Genomic DNA, 20,873 nt, shown 5'->3' with positions numbered 1-20,873 from the left:
CAAGGAGAAAAAACATGCGCAAGCCTCTTGCAATCATGGCTGCCTCCGCAATTGCACTGTCCAGCCTTATTCTGGCTCCAGCTGCAAACGCAGGCGAGACCATCACCGGTAGCGGATCCTCATACGCAGCCGTAATGATCAACGAGTGCCGCTCTGCTTACACCGAGCACAGCGTTACCTACAACCCAACCGGTTCGGGAACTGGTAAGACCCAGTTCGCAAACGGAACCACTAACTTCGGAGCTTCTGACTCGCTGTACTCCTCTGGAGCACCTAAGAACTTCACTTATGTTCCAGTAATCGCAGGCCCAATCGCAATTGCCTACAACGTCCCTGAGCTCAAGGCACTTCGCCTGGACGGTCCAACCCTGAGCAAGATCTTCCTAGGTGAAGTCACCAAGTGGAACGACAAGGCGATTGCTGACCTAAACAAGGGTGTCAAGCTACCGAACGAGACCATCAACGTGGTCTACCGTAAGGACTCTTCCGGCACCTCGAACAACTTCTCCAACTGGATGAAGCAGGTAGTTGGCTCCCCATGGAAGGTCAACGACGTCTGGACCACCGCTGCTGGCAAGACTTTCGGTACTGCCGGTGACAAGAGCCAGGGTGTCAAGAACACCATGCAGACTCTGCCTTACTCGATCGGTTACTTCGACCTAGCAGACACCCTGACCACCAACTTCGGCATCGCTGCCATCAAGAACGGTGCTGGTCAGTACGTGAAGGCAACTGTTGCAGCCTCCGCTAAGTTCCTAGCGGCTCAGTCCATGAAGTCCAACGGCGCGGTGCTATTCGACTACAACAAGAAGGTAGCTGGTGGATACTCTGTGACCCTAGTTGCTTACGGCATGGCTCCAACCAAGAACGGTACTGCCAAGGCAGATGCAGTTCGTGGCTTCTTCGACTACATGCTGAACACCTGTGCACCTGCAAAGGCCGCTGCAAAGGGTTACGTTGCCTTCACCGGCAAGTTCCTTTCCAACGCCAACAAGCTAGTTGCGACGATCGACTAAGTAACAAACTAAGTTGAGAGGGAGTGTCTGTTAGCAGGCACTCCCTCTACTACTAGAAAGAGAAACAAAATGCGCAAGGCTCTATCAGCTTCCGTCCTCGCCTCAGTGGTGCTACTGACCCTGACGGCCTGTGACCCACCAATTCCTGATTCCGTGCTGGTGGAGATTGCCGAGCGCAGCTACAACTGTGAGGAGGGCAATGTTGCCCTCGCAGCCCCCACACTGGTCACCGATGTCAGCTACCAGTGGGCCGACTTAGTCGCTACCGGTTGTGAATCTGCAATGTCTATTGAGCCAGGCGCAGCCGTAGAAGGCGCAGACATCGTCATTGCCCGCGAAGCCTACGAGCCCTGCTCCCCGTTCACTACGGTTCCGGTTGCGATGGATGGGGCCGCCGTCGTTTTCATGAACTCTGAGGCCTTCCTCTTGAACCTAACCGCAGAGGCGGTGCAAGGAATCTTCTCCGGCACTATCACCAACTGGTCAGATCCAGCTATTGCAGAGGCAAACCCCGACCTAATTCTCAGTGACCTACCTATTGAGGTTTCTCCTGCGTCCCCACAGGCTGCCATAACTGCCATGGAGAACTGGACTGCTCAAATCGCTGGAACCGGAACTACATTTAGCCTGTTGCAGCCCGATGAGTCAGAGCAGCAAGACTCAATTTTTGAACTTCCGGAGGGCGGTATTGCCCTCATCGCACTGTCCGAAGCTCTCTACTCGGGCATGACTTTGGCAAACGTTGTCGACGCCGAAGGCAACTCCGTCGAACCCAGCCTGGAATCGCTGACCTTCGCAGCCACTCAGTTTGATTTTGTCAAGAGTGAGACCAGCGTCACTGCTAACTATGACCCGGAGAAAGAGGCCATTGCTCTAGCCGGACAGGAAAATGCCGGTGCTCCATACGCGGCAGCCTTCCCTCTGATCATGAGTCTCTGCGGTGAGGACACCTTGTTGAAGCGCGCAGCCGGCAGGTTCCTGGTTCGCCAAGACAGCCAAGGGCTCCTTGGAGCATCGACTTTGGGCTTCTTGTCTGAAGAGGTGCGCATCGCATCAGCAGCAGTGGTAGCCCAGGGCTTGCCAACTCCTGAGGCGGTCTCGGAGGCCGAGTAAATTCGGTAGCCTATAGCGGTGGCTAAAAGGTCTTTGGGTGTTGGCACCCTTCTAATCGCAATCTACGGAGTGTTTGCCCTATCAGCTTCAGCTCGGGCAGCTTTTCAACTGCTGACCGAGTTTGACCAAGCTCCTGTTGCCTATTCGCTGTCTGCTCTGTCTGCTGCTGTTTATGTTTTGGCGACAATTTCTCTAGCCAAAAGCGATCGGCCCTGGCCCCTTATCGCTCGGTTTACGGTTTGGTTTGAACTAATCGGTGTCATCGCGGTTGGTGGGCTGAGTTATGCACTTCCAGAGCTGTTCGCCCACCCTTCGGTATGGTCGAACTTTGGGGCCGGCTACGGTTACGTGCCGCTGGTTTTGCCCGTGCTGGGTTTGATTTGGCTGAGAAGGCGAAGTGTTTCAGATAACTGATCCCCAGCAGTTTGAAGCAGAGTTTCAGTCGAGTGCTGTAGCGATCGGCAAGTTCGACGGTATCCACCTCGGACATCAGCAGCTGCTTCATGAGCTGGTCGACTATGCACATGAGTCAGCACTGGTTCCTACCGTCATTTCCTTCGACCGTCACCCGCTTGCTTTGTTTGATCCGGAAAACTGCCCAAAGCCCATCACGGGAGCAGGTCAAAAGAGCCAGTTGCTTGATCACTCGGGCGTAGAGGTGCTTCTGAATCTTGAGTTCACCTCGGAGCTTGCAGGCCTGAGCCCGCTCGCATTTGCCGAGCGTCACCTGGTTCCCCTGAATACCAAAATGGTGTTTGTCGGTGAGGATTTCACCTTTGGCGCTGGCGGGGCTGGAAACATTGAAACGCTGCGGGAACTGGGCATGGCTCTTGGATTCAGGGTGAGGGAAGTTCCTCACGTGCTTTTGGCTGGCCGGAAGATTTCTTCCAGCGATCTTCGAGCTGTTCTGGACAAGGGGCGAGTCGATTTAGCCGCCCTGATGCTAGGTCGTGAACATGAAGTGAGTGGCCTAATCGAACACGGTAAGAAACTGGGTCGAACGTTTGGGTTTCCAACCGCAAATTTTTCACGGTCCTCCGAGGGCTACCTTCCCGCCGATGGCGTTTACGCCGGTTACCTCGTAGACGGTGAAAATCGCTATCCTGCGGCCCACTCCGTAGGAACCAATGACTCTGTGGCTGAGGTCCCGAGACTGCTGGAGTCCCACGTGATCGGCAGGGACGACCTCGACCTCTACGGTAGGGAAGTAACGGCGGTTTTTGTAGCTCAGGTTCGCGGCTGGGCAAAGTTCGAGAGTGTGGATGCGCTTATAGACCAGATCTCTCAAGATGTGGCCAAAGCAAGAGACATTCTCGGGGAGTAGGTTTAAGCCATGACCTTTTTCGATGCAATCTCCTCTGGGTTCCGCAATTACGTAAACTTTCGAGGACGTGCCACCAGGGCAGAGTTCTGGTACTGGGTCCTCTTCGTGATTTTGTTGGGCCTGGTACTTGGAACATTGGAGTCCGTGATATGGCCACCGGTTACGCCTGCTAGCGAGGACTGGCAAGAGGTATTGAACTCGGTTGTCACCCAGCCGACCCCGCTGACCAACATCGCCAACCTGGTTCTGTTTGTCCCTGGTTTGGCCATCACCGCCAGGCGCTTTCATGATGCCGGCTTTAGCGCTAAGTGGCTTTACCTGCTGTTGGTCCCTATTGCGTATTCCATTTTTGCAATCATCGGCTCACTGGTAATTGCCTGGAGCTTCTACACCGATGACGTTCCAACCGGCGCAGAATTGCCGCCGGAGAGCTGGATGACCATAATTTTTCTGATTGCACCGATTTTTGCACTTGGATTTGCCGTGTTTGTAATTCACGTGATTTTTACGCTCAAACCGACTAGATCCTTTTACGACGGTAACAAGTACGTTGAGCCGACCCCGCTAGCGCCGGGCGATGAGGGAACCACGGCCTAGCCAAAACTTGCAATTCCCCCTAGAATTCTCGGGTTGCCGTGAAACGGCCGCGGATAAAGAGAGCTTTGAACACTGGGTTCAGGGCGCCGCGCAGCGATTGGAAGGAACAGCATATGGCTCTAGACCCTAAGGTAAAGACCCAGATCATCGAGGAGTACGCCATCACCAAGGGCGACACCGGTAGCCCAGAGGTGCAGATTGCAGTGCTGAGCCGCCGAATCGCAGACCTCACCGAGCACCTGAAGGACCACAAGCACGACCACCACTCACGTCGTGGACTACTGCTGCTGGTTGGTCAGCGTCGCCGTCTACTCGGCTACCTTCAGAACGTGGACATTAGCCGCTACCGCTCCCTAATTGAGCGTCTCGGACTCCGCCGATAACTGAAATTTACCCAAAGCCCCCTCTCGCGCAATCGAGTGGGGGCTTTGCATTTCCTAGGGTTTTTGCCATTTGGTTGTTAGGCTTTAGCTAAGAGGAAGCGAAGGCGGGTCCTCGGTGGAATTATCTGGGTCCATTGTCCCCAGGTGCTTTTACTGACGACCAGCACTTCATTTAGGCCGATCGGCCTACCTCCAGCATGCATCAGGGGAGAATTCCCCGAATTTGCTGCGCAACAAAAGAAGGAGTGGCCATGGAAGGCCCAGAAATCAAATACGCAGAAGCAATCATTGACAATGGCAAGCACGGCAAGCGCGTTGTGCGCTTTGAAACCGGCAGGCTAGCCCAGCAGGCAGCGGGATCCGCAGCCGTCTACATCGACGAGGAGACCATGCTCTTCTCGGCGACCACTGCATCCAAGCAGCCAAAGGATCAGTTCGACTTTTTCCCTCTGACAATTGACGTTGAAGAGCGCATGTATGCCGCAGGAAAAATCCCAGGCTCATTCTTCCGTCGTGAGGGTCGCCCTTCCACTGCCGCCATCTTGGCCGCTCGCCTAATTGACCGTCCACTGCGCCCATCGTTCGTTGACGGTCTGCGCAATGAGATCCAGGTAGTAGTCACAGTTATGTCGATTGAGCCGGATGAGCTCTATGACGTTGTTGCGATCAACGCAGCTTCAATGTCTACTCAGCTTGCTGGACTGCCATTCTCCGGACCAGTTGCCGGTGTTCGTGTTGCTCTAATTGATGGGCAGTGGGTTGCCTTCCCGAAGCACTCCCAGCTAGCTAACGCTGTGTTCGACATGGTGGTTGCCGGTCGAGTTGTCATCGAAGATGGCAAAGAAGACGTGGCAATCATGATGGTTGAGGCTGAGGCCACCGAAGTCTCCCTGGACCTAATTGCTGCCGGTGCGATTGCTCCAACCGAAGAGGTTGTAGCCCAGGGCCTGGAGGCCTCCAAGCCCTTCATCAAGGAATTGGTCCGCGCTCAGGTTGAACTAGCCAAGTCGGCTGCCAAGCCAACCGCGGAGTTCCCGGTCTTCCTGCCCTACTCGGATGAGGTTTACGCAGCTGTTTCAGGTGCGGCCGAGACTGAACTTGTCTCGATCTACCAGATTGCTGACAAGCAGTCCCGACAGGAGGCTGACGACACTTTGAAGGCCAAGGTTAAGGAGCAGCTGTCTGCAACTCTTTCCGAGGCTGAGATGGCTCAGTTCTCAGCAGCATACAAGTCTGTGACCAAGAAGGTCATGCGCACCCGTGTCCTCAAAGAGGGCATCCGCATCGACGGTCGTGGCCTGCGTGACATTCGTCCACTGGACTGCGAGGTTGCGGTTATCCCGCGCACTCACGGTTCGGCTATTTTCCAGCGCGGTGAGACCCAGATTCTTGGTGTCACCACCTTGAACATGCTGAAGATGGAGCAGCAGCTAGATGCCCTGACCCCAGAGACCTCAAAGCACTACATGCACCACTACAACTTCCCTCCCTACTCAACCGGAGAGACCGGTCGCGTTGGTTCACCAAAGCGTCGCGAAATTGGTCACGGTGCTCTTGCAGAGCGCGCCTTGGTTCCGGTGCTTCCAAAGCGCGAAGACTTCCCGTATGCAATTCGCCAGGTTTCTGAAGCGCTCGGTTCTAACGGCTCAACTTCCATGGGCTCGGTTTGTGCTTCAACCCTGTCGTTGCTAAACGCTGGAGTGCCGCTGCGTGCGCCAGTGGCCGGTATCGCAATGGGTCTAATCTCCGACACTGTTGACGGCAAGGTGCAGTACGCGGCTTTGACCGATATTTTGGGTGCGGAGGACGCACTGGGAGATATGGACTTCAAGGTTGCCGGAACCCGTGAATTTGTGACTGCTATCCAGCTGGACACCAAGCTGGATGGTATTCCAGCATCTGTCCTAGCCGGAGCGCTAACTCAGGCCAAGGAGGCTCGCACCTTTATCCTCGACGTAATGCTCGAGGCTATCGATGAGCCAGACGAACTATCCCCATATGCCCCTCGCGTGATTGCAGTGAAGATTCCGGTCGACAAGATCGGTGAGGTCATCGGACCAAAGGGCAAGATGATCAACCAGATCCAAGAGGACACTGGAGCAGACATCTCTATCGAGGACGATGGCACGGTCTACATCGGCGCCACCAACGGCCAGAGTGCGGAGGCAGCCAAGGCAGCCATCAACGCTATTGCCAACCCTCACATCCCAGAGATTGGTGAGCGTTTCCTCGGAACCGTAGTCAAGCTGGCTACCTTCGGTGCCTTCGTGTCGTTGATGCCTGGCAAGGACGGACTGCTGCACGTATCAGAGCTCAAGAAGATCTCCGGTGGCAAGCGTGTTGAGAACGTCGAGGATGTTCTCGAGGTGGGCCAGAAGCTTCAGGTTGAAATCACCAAGATCGATGACCGTGGAAAGCTATCGCTCTCCCCGGTTGTAGAGGGCGAAGAAAGCGCTTCAGAAGCCGAGTAAGCCTTGCTCTTCGAACTGAATAAGTCCCTATCGTTCACCGCTGAGGCAGCCAGAGTTTCGCGCTCTGTGCTGCCCAGCGGTGTTCGCATTCTCACCGAGGAAGTGCCCGGCGCACCTTCGGTTGCAGTGGCAGCTTCGGTCGCAGTGGGGTCCAGGGATGAAACCGGAGGCCACTTCGGGTCCACTCACTTTCTCGAGCACCTGCTTTTCAAGGGCACAGCCCGAATGGGGCAAAAGGATATTTCGGTAGCTTTTGACTCTGTTGGTGGTTCAGCAAACGCGGCGACTGCCAAGGAGTACACCAGTTACTACGCAAGGGTTCAGAACGCGGCTCTGCCGCTTGCACTTGATGTGTTGACTGACATGTTTACCTCTGCACGCATCGATGATTCGGACTTTCAAACCGAGCGAACCGTGATTCTTGAAGAACTCGCGATGAACGAGGATGACCCCGAGGATGTTGCCCATGAGGCTCTCGCCGAGGCGCTGCTCGGATCTCATGAGCTCGGCCGGCCAATCGGCGGAACCAACCAGACAATCAATGCGGTGGATAGGGATTCGGTATTTGCCCACTACAAACTGCACTATCGACCCGAGAACTTGGTTATCACCGTTGCCGGAGGAGTGAGCCACGAGAGGGTTGTGGCTCTGGTGGAGGCTGAACTGGCTCGAGCTGGCTGGCTCTCAGGGTCTTTCCCAGCGCAGCGAAGAAGTCTTGAGCCATCAGTCCTAGGTAGCTCAGTTAAATTCCGCCAGGTCGAAAAGGATGTCGCGCAGGCTAACGTGCTACTTGGTTTTCAGAGCATTAGGGGCAACGATGAGCGCCGCTACGCACTTGGTTTGATGAATACCATTTTGGGAGGCGGCATGTCCTCCAGGCTCTACCAGGGCATTCGCGAGGAGCGCGGTTTGGCTTACTCCACCTACAGCTATCAGCAAGGTTACTCAGATGCCGGTTACTTCGGCATTTATGCAGGAACCGGACCTGATAATGCCGTGGCAGTAACCAAGCTGATGTGGGAGATCTTTACCGAGCTTGCCCAAGGTGGGGTAACCAAGGCGGAATACGACCTAGCACTTGGCAATATCACCGGGGGTCTAGCACTGCGCTATGAGAGCAGCCTGGCCAGAATGAATCGATTGCTCTCCGCAGAAATTGGAACAGGCGAATACCTTTCTGTTGGCGAGGTTATGGAACGCTTTAGGTCGGTGACTTTGGACCAGATTCAGCAGGTCGCTCAGGATATCCTCTCCAGCCCAAGCTCACTAATTGCAGTCGGCGAGGGTCTCGAGTCACTTGAAGCTCTGGCTTGATAGGTTTATCAGCATGATTTCCGTATCCGTTGTCGGAGCCACCGGCCGAATGGGCCAGCTTGCCCTTGAACTTATTGATGCGGATGCAAACCTGAAGCTTCACTCCGCCCTCAATTCCTCATCGAGTCTTGATCAGATGCTCGGCGCAGACGTTGTGATTGACTTCACGCTTCCAGAGGTGAGCCCTACGGTGGTGGAATTTGCGATTTCCAGTGGAATGAAGGTTGTGGTTGGCACTTCCGGGTGGTCTGAGTTGAAACTGATGGAAGTGAAGAAACTGCTCTCCGTAAACCCTGAGGCAGCCGCAGTGGTAATCCCCAATTTCTCAATAGGTTCAATGCTCGGTACGCAGTTTGCTGCAATGGCAGCGAAGTACTTCGACCAGGTGGAAATTATCGAGGCCCACCACGCCGGAAAAGTTGACTCACCTTCGGGAACTGCCGTTCGCACCGCCGAGCAGATTGCTCATGCTCGACAGGGGCTTCCATCACGGTTGATTCCCGGCGTTGACCAGGCTGCCAGGGGAGAGGTGATTGCTGGAGTTCCGATTCATTCGGTGCGACTGGCTGGAATTTCTGCCAAGCAAGACGTGGTATTCGGTGCATCGGATGAGACCCTCACAATCTCGCACAATGTCTTGACGCATCGCGCCTACTCGAACGGCATTCGGTTGGCTTTGGAGTTCGCGGTTGGTGCCAAGGGCCTAACCATTGGTTTGGATCAGGTTGTGAATAGTTAGTGTCCACAAAAATCTGGGTTGGCGTCATGGCGTTATTTGCGGGGCTTTATGCCCTGCTGCTTGGACAAAAAGGTGTCTTGCTGCTGCTTGATCCAAATTGGGTGGCGAAAGCGATGGGCGCTGCAATGCTGGTTTTGCCCGGATTTGCCATTTGGGCAATCCTGATTGAAATTCGCTTCGGCCTAGCCGCTCAAAAACTCTCCAGGTTGAATCAGCTACCGCCGCTGGAGCTAGAGCTTAGGCCCAGCGGTAGGGCAACCAAAGAGAGCGCCGAGCGAGAGTTTCAGAGAATCAAGGAAGCTGTTGGGTTAAACCTTGGCGACTGGCAGCTCTGGTTCCGCCTCGGAGAGGCACACGAAGCGGTGGGCGATCGCAAATTAGCTAGAAAGTCAATTCGCAAGGCCATCTCACTTTTTGAGAATGCCGACCCTTCTAAGCCCTAAATACATCTGGCAGCCTAAGCAGAAGTTGAAAGCTGCGTTCAGAAACGCCGCAACAAAAATGAAGCCCGCGCTCAGAGTGATGGCCCAGCCACCGAACACAATTCCACCTAGCGTTCCAAACAGGGCGAAGCCCAGTCCAACCTTTTGGGCAAACTGCGGGGGGCGCGGATCTTCCAACTCAATTGGAGGGCGGAGTCTGGGTCGAACGAGTGATTTGAAGATGCTGGCGTAAGGGTGGGTGGGTGGCGAAATTACGCTCCAGCTAAAAAGAACGGTTAGCAGCAGGATTAGCCAGTAGGCGATTTGCGGTCCTCCAAAAACTGAGGTCGCCAGGAAGAAGGCTGTCAGCGAAATCACGCTGGTGATGGCCGCTCCGAATCTTGGGCCACGGGGGTCTATCAGGTTGTTGCTCATTTTGCTCCTAGTTTTGCCAGTTCCTGCTGAATAATGCCGGGCTTGGGAACCCCGGAAACCCTAAATCTTATTTTCCCCTTGGGGTCAAGGATAAAGACCGTAGGGGTTTGTGACACTTTGAAGTGTGCTGCTAGGTCGAGGCGTTCAGTGATATCCACCTCGGCGTGCAGCACCCCTCCAATTCGATACTCCAGCTGTGATAGTGCCCGTCTCACTCCTGGGCATTGGCCGCAGTACTCAGTTGAAAATTGCAGCAGAGTTGCTTTTTTCCCAAGTTGCTCGACGGGGAAACCATTTTTTTGGGCCCCGAGACGGGCCAGGTCAATTTGCTCAGCGGATTCAACGGTTCGTCCCTTCCCCTGAAAGGAGCGAAATAGCAGGCCAGTCAGGGTTGCGAAGCCCACTAAAGCTGCCACAAGCCAGATCCCTGAAATTTCCACTCCCAAAGGCTAAGTCATCGACCCCTGCCGTTGCGGAGTGTTGCGCTTTTTTACTTTTTGCCTGCTCTAGGCTTTAGCACTGTGAGCGAAATCGAATTCAGATCAGAGATGACCGTCGAGCTAATCAAGGCTTCGGCAAACGACGCGGATGTCTTATTCGCCGCTCGGGTATCAACCCAGGGAGAGCAGACGCTGGAATCTGCCAGGGCTGCCGACGCTGACACCCTCAAGCGCGACAAGGGTTTGATCAACTATCTGATGCGCGATCGTCACGGATCACCGTTTGAGCACACCTCGCTGACCTTTTATGTTCAGGCGCCAATTTTTGTATTTCGCGAGTTCATGCGGCACCGTATCGCCTCATACAACGAGGAGTCTGGCCGCTACCGTGAGCTGCGGCCTGTCTTTTATGTCCCGGGTCCTGAGCGCAAGCTGATTCAGGTTGGAAAGCCCGGTCACTACGAGTTTCAGGACGGCACCGCAGAACAGACTGCACTTGTGCAGCAAGAGACCATGGCGGTCACCCGGTCGGCTTATGAGGCCTACCAGCGGATGCTGGAGGCCGGCGTGGCACGTGAGGTGGCGCGAATTGTGCTTCCACTGAACATTTACTCGAGCATGTATGTCACCATGAACGCCAGGGCACTGATGAATTTCCTATCGCTGCGAACCCAGCGCGAGGGCACCCATTTCCCGTCGTTCCCGCAGCGAGAGATCGAGATGGTTGCGGAGCAGATGGAAACCTACTGGGCCGAGCTAATGCCGCTAACCTACGAATCCTTCAACGCAAACGGTCGCGTCGCCCCTTAGTCCCCGAGGGTCTCTTCGAAGTCAATTGGAATTTTTCGCTCGCTGAGCTTGGTTTTTCTTAGGCTCAGGTAGAGGACCAGCCCAATCGCGAGTGCGCTGATGAGATCCAGCATCACAGTGGCGACGAGTGTTGTCACCAGCACAAACCCGTCGAGCCGGGAAGTCCTTGCTGTAGTTACCAGCTCTTCAATTCGGACCATGTGGTAGGCGGTGGCTATCAGCACTCCGCCCAGAGCTGCCAGTGGAATCAGCGAAATCCACTCGGATAGCAACAGCACAAAAATCAGAAGAAATATCCCGTGGCTCACCGCGGCGACTCGGCTGGTCGCACCCGCTCTAACATTCACGGCCGTTCTCGCCAGCGCCGCGGTTGCGGGAACCCCGCCAAAAAACGGGACCGCAATGTTTGCCAGACCCTGCCCAAGCAGTTCTCTATCTGGGTTGTGCGAATCGTCTCGAGCCAGCCGATCTGCAATTTTTGCCGAAAGCAAACCCTCCAGGCCCGCCAGGAAGGCGACTGCAAGGGCCGGTAGTAAAAGGTTGAGCCAGTTACCTGAGGTCAAAAAGTCAAAATTCGGGCTGCCAAGCCCGCTTGGTAGTTCTCCGATTTGCTGCATCTCAAGACCTAAGGCTTGAGTCACCAGTGTGGCCATTGAAACTGAAATTAGCGCGAGAGGGAGTTTGGGCCAACGGTTCGCCCCAAAAATATTGACTACAACGACCAGTGTTCCAAGCAAGAGAGCGGTTGGCTCTGGTTGCTCGAGCCAGGTTCGCACCTCAACGACCACCGATTCCCAGATGTGCTGATTCGCTTCCAGTTCAACGCCGAGGACAAAGGCAACCTGCTGCAGGGCAATCACGATTGCGATGCCGGCAGTGAAGCCTTCAATCAAAGAGGTGGGAAGGCGATGAATGTGTTTCCCGAGCCTCAGGGCTGCAGCAATAATCAAGAATCCAGCGGCCATCAGGCCTATTTGCAGCACTGCTGCCGGGCCATAGCTGGCAACAATTGGAATCAATATGACAGTCATGGCGCCGGTAGGCCCAGAGACCTGATACTTACTTCCCCCGAATGCTGCAGCCAGCACGCCCGCGACTATTGCTGTAACTAGACCTGCTTCTGCACCCAATCCTGAACCTATTCCGAATGCCAGAGCCAACGGAAGGGCCACTACGGCGACTGTGAGACCTGCCAGTAAATTTCGAATGGTGTGCGCGGTCCAGGGCTTTACTGACCGTCTTTGGCGCATGAATCAAAAGGCTACTCCTTTCTAAGTATTTGAGTCGGCAGGTAGGCTATGGGAATGGTGCAACAGCGAGATTTATTTGGTCAGGTACTGGTCGCTCTGGTGACCCCCATGACCCCCGAGGGCGAGGTTGATTGGGATGCCACGGAGCGTCACATCGACTACGTGATTTCCAACGGTGCCGACGGCGTTGTCGTCACCGGCACTACCGGAGAGACCTCTACGCTGACCGATGCGGAAAAGATAAAGCTCGTCGAGGTGGGCAAGTCGGTATCTGGTGGCCGCGCCAAGATCATTACCGGCGGTGGCTCCAACGAGACTGCACACGCAATTCAGCTCTACAAGGCCAGTGAAAAAGCGGGAGCCGACGGTGTCATGATTGTCACTCCCTACTACAACAAGCCGACGCAGGCCGGAATCCTGACTCACTTCAGGCTCATCGCCGATGCAACAAATCTTCCGGTGATCCTGTACGACATCCCAGGGCGAACCGGAGTTGCAATTTCTTATGACACTTTCCACCGAGCCGGAAAGCACCCCAACGTGGTTGCGATCAAAGACGCCAAAGGTGACCTCGCTCAGGCTTCGCGCCTGATGCTTGAGACTGGCCTGATGTATTTCTCAGGTGATGACAGCAATGTTTTGCCTCACCTTTCAATTGGAGCCACCGGCCTAATCGGTGTGACAGCCAACATCGCTCCGCACGCCTATCGCGAGATGGTGAATGCGACCAATGCCAACGACTTCCACTCCGCACTGAAAGTCCACAACGCCCTGGAGCCCCTGCAGCGCGCCATCATGACCCATGTTCCCGGGACGGTCGCAGCCAAGTATGTGCTGCACGGCCTGGGCCAAATTGGTTCGCCCAGGGTTCGCTTGCCACTGGTTGGCCCAGAGGATCACGAGGCGGCAGCCATCGAATCCGGCATTGACCAGGTGGTTAGCGTTCCAGGCTTGAGTTTTGATAACTTCCGCCCAGACCGAAATGCCGCTGCCGGCGGTGCCCTGCCCAAAGTAGCTGGAACCACTCGCTAGTGGAGTTGAAAGCACCACCGAGCCTCAGGCCGGATGTCCTGAGAATCATTCCCCTCGGCGGAATTGGGGAGATCGGTCGAAACATGACCGTGTTTGAAATTAATTCGCAAATTCTGGTGCTGGATTGCGGTGTGCTGTTTCCGGAGGAAACCCAGCCCGGCGTGGACCTAATCCTTCCTGACCTGAACTACCTAGAGGACAAGCTGGACCGCGTCGTTGGCGTAGTCCTAACTCACGGTCACGAGGACCACATCGGTGGGGTGCCGTACCTTTTGGGGATGCGCAAAGACTTGCCAATCCTCGGAAGCAAGCTCACCCTTGCGTTGGCTGAGGCAAAACTCAAAGAGCATCGAATTACCCCTTTCACCCACACGGTGAAGGAGGGTCAGGTTGAGCGCCTCGGCCCATTCGAACTTGAATTTGTCGCAGTAAATCACTCGATTCCAGACTCACTCGCGGTCATCATTAGAAGCTCGGCAGGAACCGTGTTGGCCACCGGTGATTTCAAAATGGACCAGCTACCACTTGATGGGCGACTTACCGACCTTAGGGCATTCGCCAAGATTGGCCAGGAGGGCCTTGACCTGTTCATGGTCGACAGCACCAATGCCGATGTCCCGGGCTTTACCCCGTTGGAGCGCGACATTGGCCCGGTAATCGAGAGCGTCATCAGTAAAACTCCGGGCAAGGTTGTCGTCGCCTCGTTCTCCTCACACGTTCACCGCGTGCAACAGGTACTAGATGCCGCTCACGCTAATCGTCGCCGGGTGGTTTTTGTCGGTCGCAGCATGGTTCGCAACATGGGCATCGCATCGGAGCTCGGTTATCTTCGCGTCCCCGAGGGTCTGATCGTTGACCTAAATGACATTGATGAGCTTCCTGATGATCGGATTGTTTTGATGTCCACCGGTAGCCAAGGAGAGCCCATGGCGGTCCTCTCGAGAATTGCCAATCAGGATCATCGAATTGTGATCGGCGAGGGGGATACGGTCCTATTGGCCTCTTCTCTAATCCCGGGAAACGAAAATGCGGTCTACCGAGTGATTGACGGCCTGGTTCGACTAGGCGCCAACGTGGTGCACAAGGGAAATGCAAAGGTGCACGTTTCGGGCCACGCAGCGGCGGGGGAGCTGCTCTACTGCTACAACATCTTGAAGCCCAAGAACGTGTTTCCAATTCATGGGGAGTCTAGGCACCTCCATGCCAATGCAAAGCTTGCTATTCAGACCGGGGTCCCCTCGGAGCAGGTTCTGGTGGTTCAGGATGGAGCAGTCATAGACCTGGCCGCTGGGGTGGCGAAGGTGGTCGGGCAGGTCAAGTGCGACATGCTCTACGTCGACGGCAAGACCGTGGGAAAGATCACCGATGAAGATTTAAAGGACCGCAGGATTCTGGCGGCCGAGGGCTTCATCTCGATCTTTGCCGTCATTGATCCCAAGACAGGTTTAGTGGTCGAGGGGCCGGAGATTAGAGCTAGGGCCTACGCCGAGGAGGACCACGTCTTTGACGACATCCTTCCGGAAATTCAAAAGGCCCTTGCGGCTGCGGCTCGAGAGGGTATTCGCGATACCTACACGATGCAGCAGGTGATTCGGCGCACAATCGGCGGTTGGGTTGCCAAAGCTCACCGCAGAAAGCCAATGATCATCCCAATCGTTGTGCACTCCTCCCGCCCTGCCTAAATCCATTTCCCGCACCAGCTTGCTAGCTTTGTCCCATGGCTTCAAAGACCCCGCCTCCCAGAAGGCCGAGCAAATCGCGCGCGGCTACCCCGGCCAGGAAACCTGCGCGGAGCACCGGTAGCGGCCAGACGTTTTCCAAAGTTTTGGTTTCCAGCTACATGGGCATCGCTCACCTCCTGGGGCGTTTGGTGAGGGCGTTCTCCACTGAGAAACTCGCTGAGGATCAGCGCCGTGACGGAGCCCCATTCTTTGTATTTTTGCTGTCCGTTTTCGGGGCTCTATTTGCATGGTTCCTGATTCGCGAACCCTGGGCCAACGCTGTGCACTCCTACACCTTTGGAATGCTTTTCGGTCTGGTATCACTGGCGCTGCCGGCAGTCTTCCTGGTCTATGCCATCTACCTCTTTAGACACCCGGCATCGGTTCGAGACAGCTCAAGATTCGCCGTCGGATTCTGGATGTTTCTGAGCGTTACCGCTGGCTTTTTCCACATTTTTGGCGGCGCACCAAGTCCCAACGTTGAGGGGCCCCTGGGCTTAGCCCAGGCAGGAGGGCTATTTGGCTGGTTGGTCGGCGGACCACTGCTGAGCCTGTTGAGTATTTGGGGTGCGGTCCCGGCGCTGAGCTTGTTGGTTTTGGTTTCTATTTTGATCATGACCGGAACTCCCCCCAATCAAATAAAAGTTCGGATCACTCAGTTTTACGAATTTCTTTTCGGAGCCAAGAAAACTGATGTAATCGACGCCTTTGATGGGAAGAAGTCAAGCTGGTGGAATAAGCCGGAGTCAAAGGAGCAAGCCTTTGAAACAGCCGTGGTTGAAGCCATAGATGACTTCGTCGATGAGCACCTCGAGCCTGATTACCCTGAGGTCGAGGTAAGCGATCCAGTTTCTGATCTTGCCTTTATGCAGGGCGAGGAGGGGGTTACCGAACCGATTGATGTGGTCGATGCAGCCCCGAAATCTCCGCAGCGCAGCAATAGGGCATACGTTCTGCCCGCACTAAATTTGCTGGCCCCCGGAACGGCGCCGAAGGCAAAAACTGAGGTGAACGACCAGATTGTTGCTGCCATCAACGACGTTTTCAAGGAATTTGATGTCGAGGCGCGGGTCTCTGGGTTTCAGCGCGGCCCAACGGTTACACGTTACGAAGTGGAATTGGCCCCGGGCGTCAAGGTGGAGGCAGTGACGCGCTTGAGCAACAACATCTCGTACGCGGTCGCCTCCAACGAGGTTCGAATTTTGGCCCCAATTCCAGGCAAGAGTGCAATCGGCATTGAGATCCCAAACACCGATCGCGAAACCGTGTCGCTCGGAGATGTGCTGAGGAGCAAAAACGCGGCAGCCAGCGCGCACCCACTAACCATCGGAGTCGGCAAGGACGTAGAGGGTGGATACCTGGTCGCAAACCTGGCGAAGATGCCCCATCTTTTAGTAGCTGGTGCTACCGGTGCAGGTAAATCCTCATTCGTGAATTCGATGATCACCTCCATCCTCATGCGATCCAAGCCATCCGAGGTCCGCATGGTTCTGATCGACCCCAAGCGTGTGGAGCTCTCGGTTTACCAAGGTGTTCCGCACCTAGTTACGCCCATCATCACAAATCCCAAGAAGGCTGCAGAAGCGCTGCAGTGGGTTGTGAAGGAGATGGATTCTCGCTACGACGATTTAGCCAGCTTTGGCTTCAAGCACATTGATGATTTCAATCGAGCAATTGTTGCGGGCGAGGTTTCACTGCCTGAGAATTCCCGGCGAGAGCTTCAGCCCTACCCCTACCTTCTGGTGGTTGTGGACGAGCTTGCGGATCTCATGATTGTGGCTCCCAGAGATGTGGAAGATTCGATTGTTCGCATCACCCAGCTCGCTCGTGCTTCTGGAATTCACTTGGTGCTAGCAACCCAGCGGCCTTCGGTGGATGTGGTTACCGGTCTGATCAAGGCAAACGTCCCCTCCCGTTTGGCCTTCTCGGTTTCTTCCGTGACCGACTCCAGGGTGATTTTGGATCAACCCGGTGCTGAAAAATTAGTTGGTCAGGGAGATGCTCTGTTTGCCCCGATGGGCTCAAACAAACCGGTCAGAGTCCAGGGTGCCTGGGTCTCTGAGGATGAGCTGCAGCGAGTGGTAGCACATGTGAAGCAGCAGATGGAACCTGACTACCGAAGCGACGTAACCGCCCAGCAATCATCCAAGGTGATTGACAGTGAAGTGGGTGATGACCTTGAACTTATGCTTGCAGCAGCAGACCTGATTGTGAACTCGCAATTTGGTTCAACTTCTATGCTGCAGCGAAAGCTCAGGGTTGGCTTCGCCAAAGCTGGGCGACTGATGGACCTTTTGGAATCTAGGGGAGTGGTTGGCCCATCCGAGGGCTCGAAGGCCAGGGATGTTCTAGTAAAGCCAGACCAGTTGCCTCAGCTCCTTGCCCGACTCTCTGGGCATACCACTGCAGTGGTTGAGGGCGACCCTGCCGATGAAGGTGACGAAGACGCCTGGCAGCTGACTGGGCGACGCGATGACTTCTAGATCCTTTTTTTACCGTCAAACTCCGAATCTAATAACTTCGCTTCGGATTCTCATGGTTCCACTGGTGCTGTGGCTGATCCTCACCGGTTGGGAGTCATTCGCCGAGCGAATGCTCGCCCTGGTGCTGCTTGTGCTTGCAGCCTCCACAGACGGTATAGATGGAGCTATCGCTCGCAGGCGAAACCTTGTCACCAACCTCGGAAAAATTCTGGACCCCATCGCAGACAAAGCATTACTTTCCGGCGCTTTGATCGCACTTTCGATTCAGGATGCCGTTCCGTGGTGGGCCACCATTCTGATTCTGATTCGCGAAGCTGGCATCACCCTTTACCGTCTAGCGGTGGCAAAGCGTCGAGTGATTGCTGCCTCGGGCGGCGGCAAGTTCAAGACAGTCATACAAATAATTGGTGTCTCGATGGCAGTTGCTCCATTTGACGGACTTGGTTCCTGGTGGGGCTCGCTAACCCAGGCGGTAATTGTTTTTTCGGTTGCAGTGACCTGGTACACGGGTTTGCAGTATCTGAGGCCAGCCCGATGAATTTGGTAGAGCGCTGCCACCTTGCAGGACTGAGGCTGGCAATAGCCGAGTCTCTGACCGGGGGTCAGGTTTGCGCTGCGATTGTGGACTTTCCGGGTGCATCCAGAGTCTTCCTCGGCGGGGTTATTAGCTACCAGGATGCGATTAAGGTCCAAATGCTTGGTGTCAACCAGTCGTTGATTCAGCAGCAGGGTGCAGTGGACCCCGAGGTGGTCGCGCAAATGGCTCACGGTGTGAGGCAACGGTTATCGCAAAAAGCCTCCGAGTCGTTCGAGAAGACAATTGGCCTGGCCACCACTGGTGTCGCAGGCCCAGAGTCGATTGGTCTTCGTTTGCCTGGCACGGTCTACATTGGCTTGTCCTCTGAGCTAGGTGAAAAAGTATTTGCTTTTCATTTTGACGGTGATCGCTCCGAAGTCCGAGCCCGGGCAACCGAGGCTGCCATCGCCGCCCTCGGGGATGAAATCCAGCTGGTTTCTGGTTTATAGTCAGGAAACTTTCAGAAGCGAACGCTAACTTTGTCGCAGCAAGCCGCTAGGTTAGCTTCCAGGAGGAAATGAATTGGTACTACTCAGGCAGGAAATCGGTGATGTTCTAAGGTCACACCGACTTCGTCGCGGGCAGACGTTGCGTCAGGTCGCGGCTAAGGCATCTGTGGCTCTGGGCTACCTATCCGAGGTCGAGCGCGGCCAAAAGGAAGTTTCGTCCGAGATTTTGTCATCAGTTGCTGAGGCGCTTGGAGTGCCGCTGTCGGTTGTCATGCGAGAAGTTTCAGAGCGCGTTGCTTCGGTAGAGGGTATTTACCTAGACGACACTTACATCCCCGACACCGTGCCGGACGCGTTTGTCACTGAAGCTGGATTGCTCCAGTCTAAATTTTGAGACTCAGCCAGTTTCAAGAGCTACTCCGCGAGGAATTCGGCACTCAATTTTCCGAGGTCTTACTCAGAGACATCAGGCTCACTGAGCTCCGAGATCAAACACCCCAGCAGCTAATTGTTCAAGGGGAAGACCCCAAAGCCATTTGGCTCGCAATCTGCAAGGAGCAGGGCGTACCAAAAGAGCGCTGGAGCGTTGCACCGGCGCGAAAAAGACACGCCGACTAAATCATTCGAAATTTTGTTCGAACGTTTAGTGTTCTCGTAGGTAAGTGAAAAGCAAAGGTTTTCCACAGATTTATTGCGGTTTACCAAAAATGTCTCACGGCACCAATAGCTTTTGATTAGACCCGACAGAAGAGGAAACTATGCCAAGTCCATCCGATAGAGAGAAAGCTCTAGAGACAGCTCTAGCGCAAATTGACCGCCAGTTCGGTAAGGGTTCCGTGATGCGCCTGGGCACCGAGGAGCGCGCTCCAATCGAGGCGATTCCTACCGGCTCAATCGCTCTGGACGCTGCGCTTGGAATCGGAGGCCTGCCGAAGGGTCGAATTGTAGAAATCTACGGTCCTGAATCTTCTGGAAAGACCACGGTTGCGCTGCACGCCATTGCAAATGCCCAGCGAGCAGGCGGGATCGCGGCATTCATCGACGCCGAGCACGCGCTGGACCCAGAGTATGCAAAAAAGCTCGGTGTCGACATTGATGCGCTTCTTGTCAGTCAGCCGGACACTGGTGAGCAGGCCCTGGAAATTACCGACATGCTGATTCGTTCGGGATCCATCGACGTCATTGTCATCGACTCTGTTGCTGCTCTGGTACCAAGGGCAGAAATTGAAGGCGAGATGGGCGATGCTCACGTCGGACTCCAGGCGCGATTGATGTCGCAGGCGCTTCGCAAACTAACCGGTGCCCTGAGCAACACCAAAACAACCGCGATCTTCATCAACCAGTTGCGTGAGAAGGTCGGAGTATTTTTCGGTTCCCCAGAGACCACATCTGGAGGAAAAGCACTCAAGTTCTACGCTTCAGTCAGGCTTGACATCCGTCGTATTGAGACCTTGAAAGAGGGTCAGGATTCCGTAGGAAACCGAGCCAGGGTCAAGGTCGTAAAGAACAAGCTGGCAGCGCCATTCCGCCAGGCTGAGTTTGACATCATGTTTGGTGAGGGCATTTCCCGTGAGGGCGGTCTAATTGACTTCGGTGTTGAGCACGAGGTAGTGAAAAAGTCCGGTGCTTGGTACACCTTCGACGGTGAGCAACTTGGCCAGGGTAAAGAGAACTCGCGTCGCTATCTCAAGGAAAACCCCGAGGTCGCGAACACCATTGAGCACAAAATCAAGGTGAAATTGGGGATTGGGGTGCCAAGGGCAGTAGCAGACTTGCCAGCTGAGGAGGCCCCAGTGGTCGCCAAGGCCGCCAACGATGCCTAGTGAACCCAGCCCCGAAAAGCTAGAGCAGCGGGCAAAGAACATTCTCCTTCATCAGCTTTCTAGGTCTATGAAAACCCGGCATCAGTTGGCTCAGGTCCTTGAGAAACGGGAGATTCCCTCGGAAATTTCCTTGCGGGTTTTAGATCGCTTTCAGGAGGCACAGCTTATTGACGATGCCGCTTTTGCAAGGGCATTTGTCAATTCAAGAATGTCAGCCGGAGGAAAATCAAAGCGGATTTTGGCGCGGGAGCTGAGTCAAAAAGGCGTTGCTCCAGACCTGATTGAACAAGCTCTAGAACCAGTATCTTCAGAGATTGAGCTTGAGCTGGTGAGGGATCTGGTCAAGAAAAGAGCCGCTCGACTGCAAGGACTAGACCCCCAGACTCGACAGCGCCGGATGCTTGGCTTTTTAGCTCGCCGAGGATTCTCAACCTCGCTCGCTCTTTCCGTCATGCGTGAAATCGAATAACTGCG

23 protein-coding genes are annotated in these 20,873 nt (G+C 55.0%); 20 read left to right on the top strand and 3 right to left on the bottom strand.

What is annotated here, in order from left to right:
* Positions 1-14 precede the first annotated feature (14 nt).
* The 10 genes from HRU87_RS04645 to HRU87_RS04600 all read left to right on the top strand — a co-directional run bounded on the left by HRU87_RS04645 (position 15) and on the right by HRU87_RS04600 (position 9,400).
* Positions 15-1,016, top strand: a complete 1,002-nt coding sequence (locus tag HRU87_RS04645; RefSeq protein ID WP_173493766.1) for a substrate-binding domain-containing protein — start codon at positions 15-17, stop codon at positions 1,014-1,016.
* Between the two features lie 69 nt (positions 1,017-1,085).
* On the top strand, positions 1,086-2,129 hold the full coding sequence (locus HRU87_RS04640) for a substrate-binding domain-containing protein (protein ID WP_173493765.1): 1,044 nt from the start codon (positions 1,086-1,088) through the stop codon (positions 2,127-2,129).
* Positions 2,130-2,147: 18 nt separating this feature from the next.
* Positions 2,148-2,543, top strand: a complete 396-nt coding sequence (locus tag HRU87_RS04635) for a hypothetical protein (protein WP_173493764.1) — start codon at positions 2,148-2,150, stop codon at positions 2,541-2,543.
* Positions 2,527-3,453 carry a riboflavin biosynthesis protein RibF gene (gene ribF, locus HRU87_RS04630; RefSeq protein WP_173493763.1) on the top strand — a complete coding sequence of 309 codons (927 nt, stop codon included), beginning with the start codon at positions 2,527-2,529 and terminating at the stop codon, positions 3,451-3,453. Before HRU87_RS04635 ends, ribF begins: the two co-directional genes overlap by 17 nt.
* 9 nt (positions 3,454-3,462) lie before the next feature.
* Positions 3,463-4,050 (top strand): DUF805 domain-containing protein, encoded by a 588-nt coding sequence (locus tag HRU87_RS04625; RefSeq protein ID WP_173493762.1) that lies wholly within the window; start codon positions 3,463-3,465, stop codon positions 4,048-4,050.
* Positions 4,051-4,163: 113 nt separating this feature from the next.
* Entirely contained in the window at positions 4,164-4,433 is a 270-nt protein-coding gene (rpsO, locus tag HRU87_RS04620) for a 30S ribosomal protein S15 (protein ID WP_173493761.1), read from the top strand.
* A 251-nt stretch (positions 4,434-4,684) separates the two neighbouring features.
* Complete coding sequence (locus HRU87_RS04615) at positions 4,685-6,904, top strand: polyribonucleotide nucleotidyltransferase (protein ID WP_173493760.1); 2,220 nt, start codon at positions 4,685-4,687, stop codon at positions 6,902-6,904.
* A gap of 3 nt (positions 6,905-6,907) precedes the next feature.
* Positions 6,908-8,218 (top strand): M16 family metallopeptidase, encoded by a 1,311-nt coding sequence (locus HRU87_RS04610; RefSeq protein ID WP_173493759.1) that lies wholly within the window; start codon positions 6,908-6,910, stop codon positions 8,216-8,218.
* Between the two features lie 13 nt (positions 8,219-8,231).
* On the top strand, positions 8,232-8,957 hold the full coding sequence (gene dapB, locus HRU87_RS04605; protein ID WP_173493758.1) for a 4-hydroxy-tetrahydrodipicolinate reductase: 726 nt from the start codon (positions 8,232-8,234) through the stop codon (positions 8,955-8,957).
* Entirely contained in the window at positions 8,957-9,400 is a 444-nt protein-coding gene (locus HRU87_RS04600) for a hypothetical protein (RefSeq protein ID WP_173493757.1), read from the top strand. Before dapB ends, HRU87_RS04600 begins: the two co-directional genes overlap by 1 nt.
* On the opposite strand, the gene HRU87_RS04595 is transcribed toward HRU87_RS04600, so the two are convergent.
* Positions 9,365-9,814, bottom strand: coding sequence for a DUF4395 domain-containing protein (locus HRU87_RS04595; RefSeq protein ID WP_173493756.1), 450 nt, complete (start codon positions 9,812-9,814; stop codon positions 9,365-9,367). The genes HRU87_RS04600 and HRU87_RS04595 overlap by 36 nt on opposite strands.
* The gene (locus HRU87_RS04590; protein WP_173493755.1) at positions 9,811-10,254 is read right to left on the bottom strand and encodes a TlpA family protein disulfide reductase; all 444 of its coding nucleotides are present in this window, start codon (positions 10,252-10,254) and stop codon (positions 9,811-9,813) included. The genes HRU87_RS04595 and HRU87_RS04590 overlap by 4 nt, the downstream gene beginning before the upstream one ends.
* A gap of 108 nt (positions 10,255-10,362) precedes the next feature.
* On the opposite strand from HRU87_RS04590, the gene thyX reads away from it, so the two are divergent.
* Positions 10,363-11,064, top strand: coding sequence for an FAD-dependent thymidylate synthase (gene thyX, locus HRU87_RS04585; RefSeq protein ID WP_213086412.1), 702 nt, complete (start codon positions 10,363-10,365; stop codon positions 11,062-11,064).
* Here thyX and HRU87_RS04580 read toward each other — a convergent pair.
* Complete coding sequence (locus HRU87_RS04580) at positions 11,061-12,314, bottom strand: SulP family inorganic anion transporter (protein WP_173493753.1); 1,254 nt, start codon at positions 12,312-12,314, stop codon at positions 11,061-11,063. The two genes, thyX and HRU87_RS04580, sit on opposite strands and share 4 nt — an antisense overlap.
* 54 nt (positions 12,315-12,368) lie before the next feature.
* Between HRU87_RS04580 and dapA the strand changes: the two genes are divergently transcribed.
* The 9 genes from dapA to HRU87_RS04535 all read left to right on the top strand — a co-directional run bounded on the left by dapA (position 12,369) and on the right by HRU87_RS04535 (position 20,868).
* Positions 12,369-13,346, top strand: a complete 978-nt coding sequence (dapA, locus tag HRU87_RS04575) for a 4-hydroxy-tetrahydrodipicolinate synthase (RefSeq protein ID WP_173493752.1) — start codon at positions 12,369-12,371, stop codon at positions 13,344-13,346.
* Positions 13,346-15,028: a ribonuclease J gene (locus HRU87_RS04570; protein ID WP_173493751.1), complete on the top strand. Its 1,683-nt coding sequence runs from the start codon at positions 13,346-13,348 to the stop codon at positions 15,026-15,028. Before dapA ends, HRU87_RS04570 begins: the two co-directional genes overlap by 1 nt.
* A 35-nt stretch (positions 15,029-15,063) precedes the next feature.
* Entirely contained in the window at positions 15,064-17,550 is a 2,487-nt protein-coding gene (locus HRU87_RS04565) for an FtsK/SpoIIIE family DNA translocase (RefSeq protein ID WP_173493750.1), read from the top strand.
* The gene (pgsA, locus tag HRU87_RS04560) at positions 17,540-18,088 is read left to right on the top strand and encodes a CDP-diacylglycerol--glycerol-3-phosphate 3-phosphatidyltransferase (protein WP_173493749.1); all 549 of its coding nucleotides are present in this window, start codon (positions 17,540-17,542) and stop codon (positions 18,086-18,088) included. The genes HRU87_RS04565 and pgsA overlap by 11 nt, the downstream gene beginning before the upstream one ends.
* Entirely contained in the window at positions 18,085-18,576 is a 492-nt protein-coding gene (locus HRU87_RS04555; RefSeq protein WP_173493748.1) for a CinA family protein, read from the top strand. Before pgsA ends, HRU87_RS04555 begins: the two co-directional genes overlap by 4 nt.
* A 73-nt stretch (positions 18,577-18,649) precedes the next feature.
* Positions 18,650-18,970: a helix-turn-helix domain-containing protein gene (locus HRU87_RS04550; RefSeq protein WP_173493747.1), complete on the top strand. Its 321-nt coding sequence runs from the start codon at positions 18,650-18,652 to the stop codon at positions 18,968-18,970.
* Positions 18,967-19,194 (top strand): DUF3046 domain-containing protein, encoded by a 228-nt coding sequence (locus tag HRU87_RS04545; RefSeq protein WP_173493746.1) that lies wholly within the window; start codon positions 18,967-18,969, stop codon positions 19,192-19,194. The genes HRU87_RS04550 and HRU87_RS04545 overlap by 4 nt, the downstream gene beginning before the upstream one ends.
* A gap of 140 nt (positions 19,195-19,334) precedes the next feature.
* Positions 19,335-20,399 carry a recombinase RecA gene (gene recA / locus HRU87_RS04540; protein WP_173493745.1) on the top strand — a complete coding sequence of 355 codons (1,065 nt, stop codon included), beginning with the start codon at positions 19,335-19,337 and terminating at the stop codon, positions 20,397-20,399.
* Complete coding sequence (locus HRU87_RS04535) at positions 20,392-20,868, top strand: regulatory protein RecX (protein ID WP_425483682.1); 477 nt, start codon at positions 20,392-20,394, stop codon at positions 20,866-20,868. The genes recA and HRU87_RS04535 overlap by 8 nt, the downstream gene beginning before the upstream one ends.
* The last annotated feature ends 5 nt before the right edge of the window (positions 20,869-20,873 follow it).

Source organism: Aquiluna borgnonia (assembly GCF_013283855.1).
GTDB classification, from domain to species: Bacteria; Actinomycetota; Actinomycetes; order Actinomycetales; family Microbacteriaceae; genus Aquiluna; species Aquiluna borgnonia.
Note: the sequence above shows the minus strand (reverse complement) of the source record. Positions and strands in the feature narration are given on the sequence as shown.

Coding starts and splice junctions, on each gene's coding strand:
- HRU87_RS04645 (WP_173493766.1), top strand. CDS start 15: ATGCGCAAGCCTCTTGCAATCATGGCTGCCTCCGCAATTGCACTGTCC.
- HRU87_RS04640 (WP_173493765.1), top strand. CDS start 1,086: ATGCGCAAGGCTCTATCAGCTTCCGTCCTCGCCTCAGTGGTGCTACTG.
- HRU87_RS04625 (WP_173493762.1), top strand. CDS start 3,463: ATGACCTTTTTCGATGCAATCTCCTCTGGGTTCCGCAATTACGTAAAC.
- rpsO (WP_173493761.1), top strand. CDS start 4,164: ATGGCTCTAGACCCTAAGGTAAAGACCCAGATCATCGAGGAGTACGCC.
- HRU87_RS04615 (WP_173493760.1), top strand. CDS start 4,685: ATGGAAGGCCCAGAAATCAAATACGCAGAAGCAATCATTGACAATGGC.
- dapB (WP_173493758.1), top strand. CDS start 8,232: ATGATTTCCGTATCCGTTGTCGGAGCCACCGGCCGAATGGGCCAGCTT.
- HRU87_RS04595 (WP_173493756.1), bottom strand. CDS start 9,814: ATGAGCAACAACCTGATAGACCCCCGTGGCCCAAGATTCGGAGCGGCC.
- thyX (WP_213086412.1), top strand. CDS start 10,363: ATGACCGTCGAGCTAATCAAGGCTTCGGCAAACGACGCGGATGTCTTA.
- HRU87_RS04580 (WP_173493753.1), bottom strand. CDS start 12,314: ATGCGCCAAAGACGGTCAGTAAAGCCCTGGACCGCGCACACCATTCGA.
- dapA (WP_173493752.1), top strand. CDS start 12,369: ATGGTGCAACAGCGAGATTTATTTGGTCAGGTACTGGTCGCTCTGGTG.
- HRU87_RS04565 (WP_173493750.1), top strand. CDS start 15,064: ATGGCTTCAAAGACCCCGCCTCCCAGAAGGCCGAGCAAATCGCGCGCG.
- pgsA (WP_173493749.1), top strand. CDS start 17,540: ATGACTTCTAGATCCTTTTTTTACCGTCAAACTCCGAATCTAATAACT.
- HRU87_RS04555 (WP_173493748.1), top strand. CDS start 18,085: ATGAATTTGGTAGAGCGCTGCCACCTTGCAGGACTGAGGCTGGCAATA.
- recA (WP_173493745.1), top strand. CDS start 19,335: ATGCCAAGTCCATCCGATAGAGAGAAAGCTCTAGAGACAGCTCTAGCG.
- HRU87_RS04535 (WP_425483682.1), top strand. CDS start 20,392: ATGCCTAGTGAACCCAGCCCCGAAAAGCTAGAGCAGCGGGCAAAGAAC.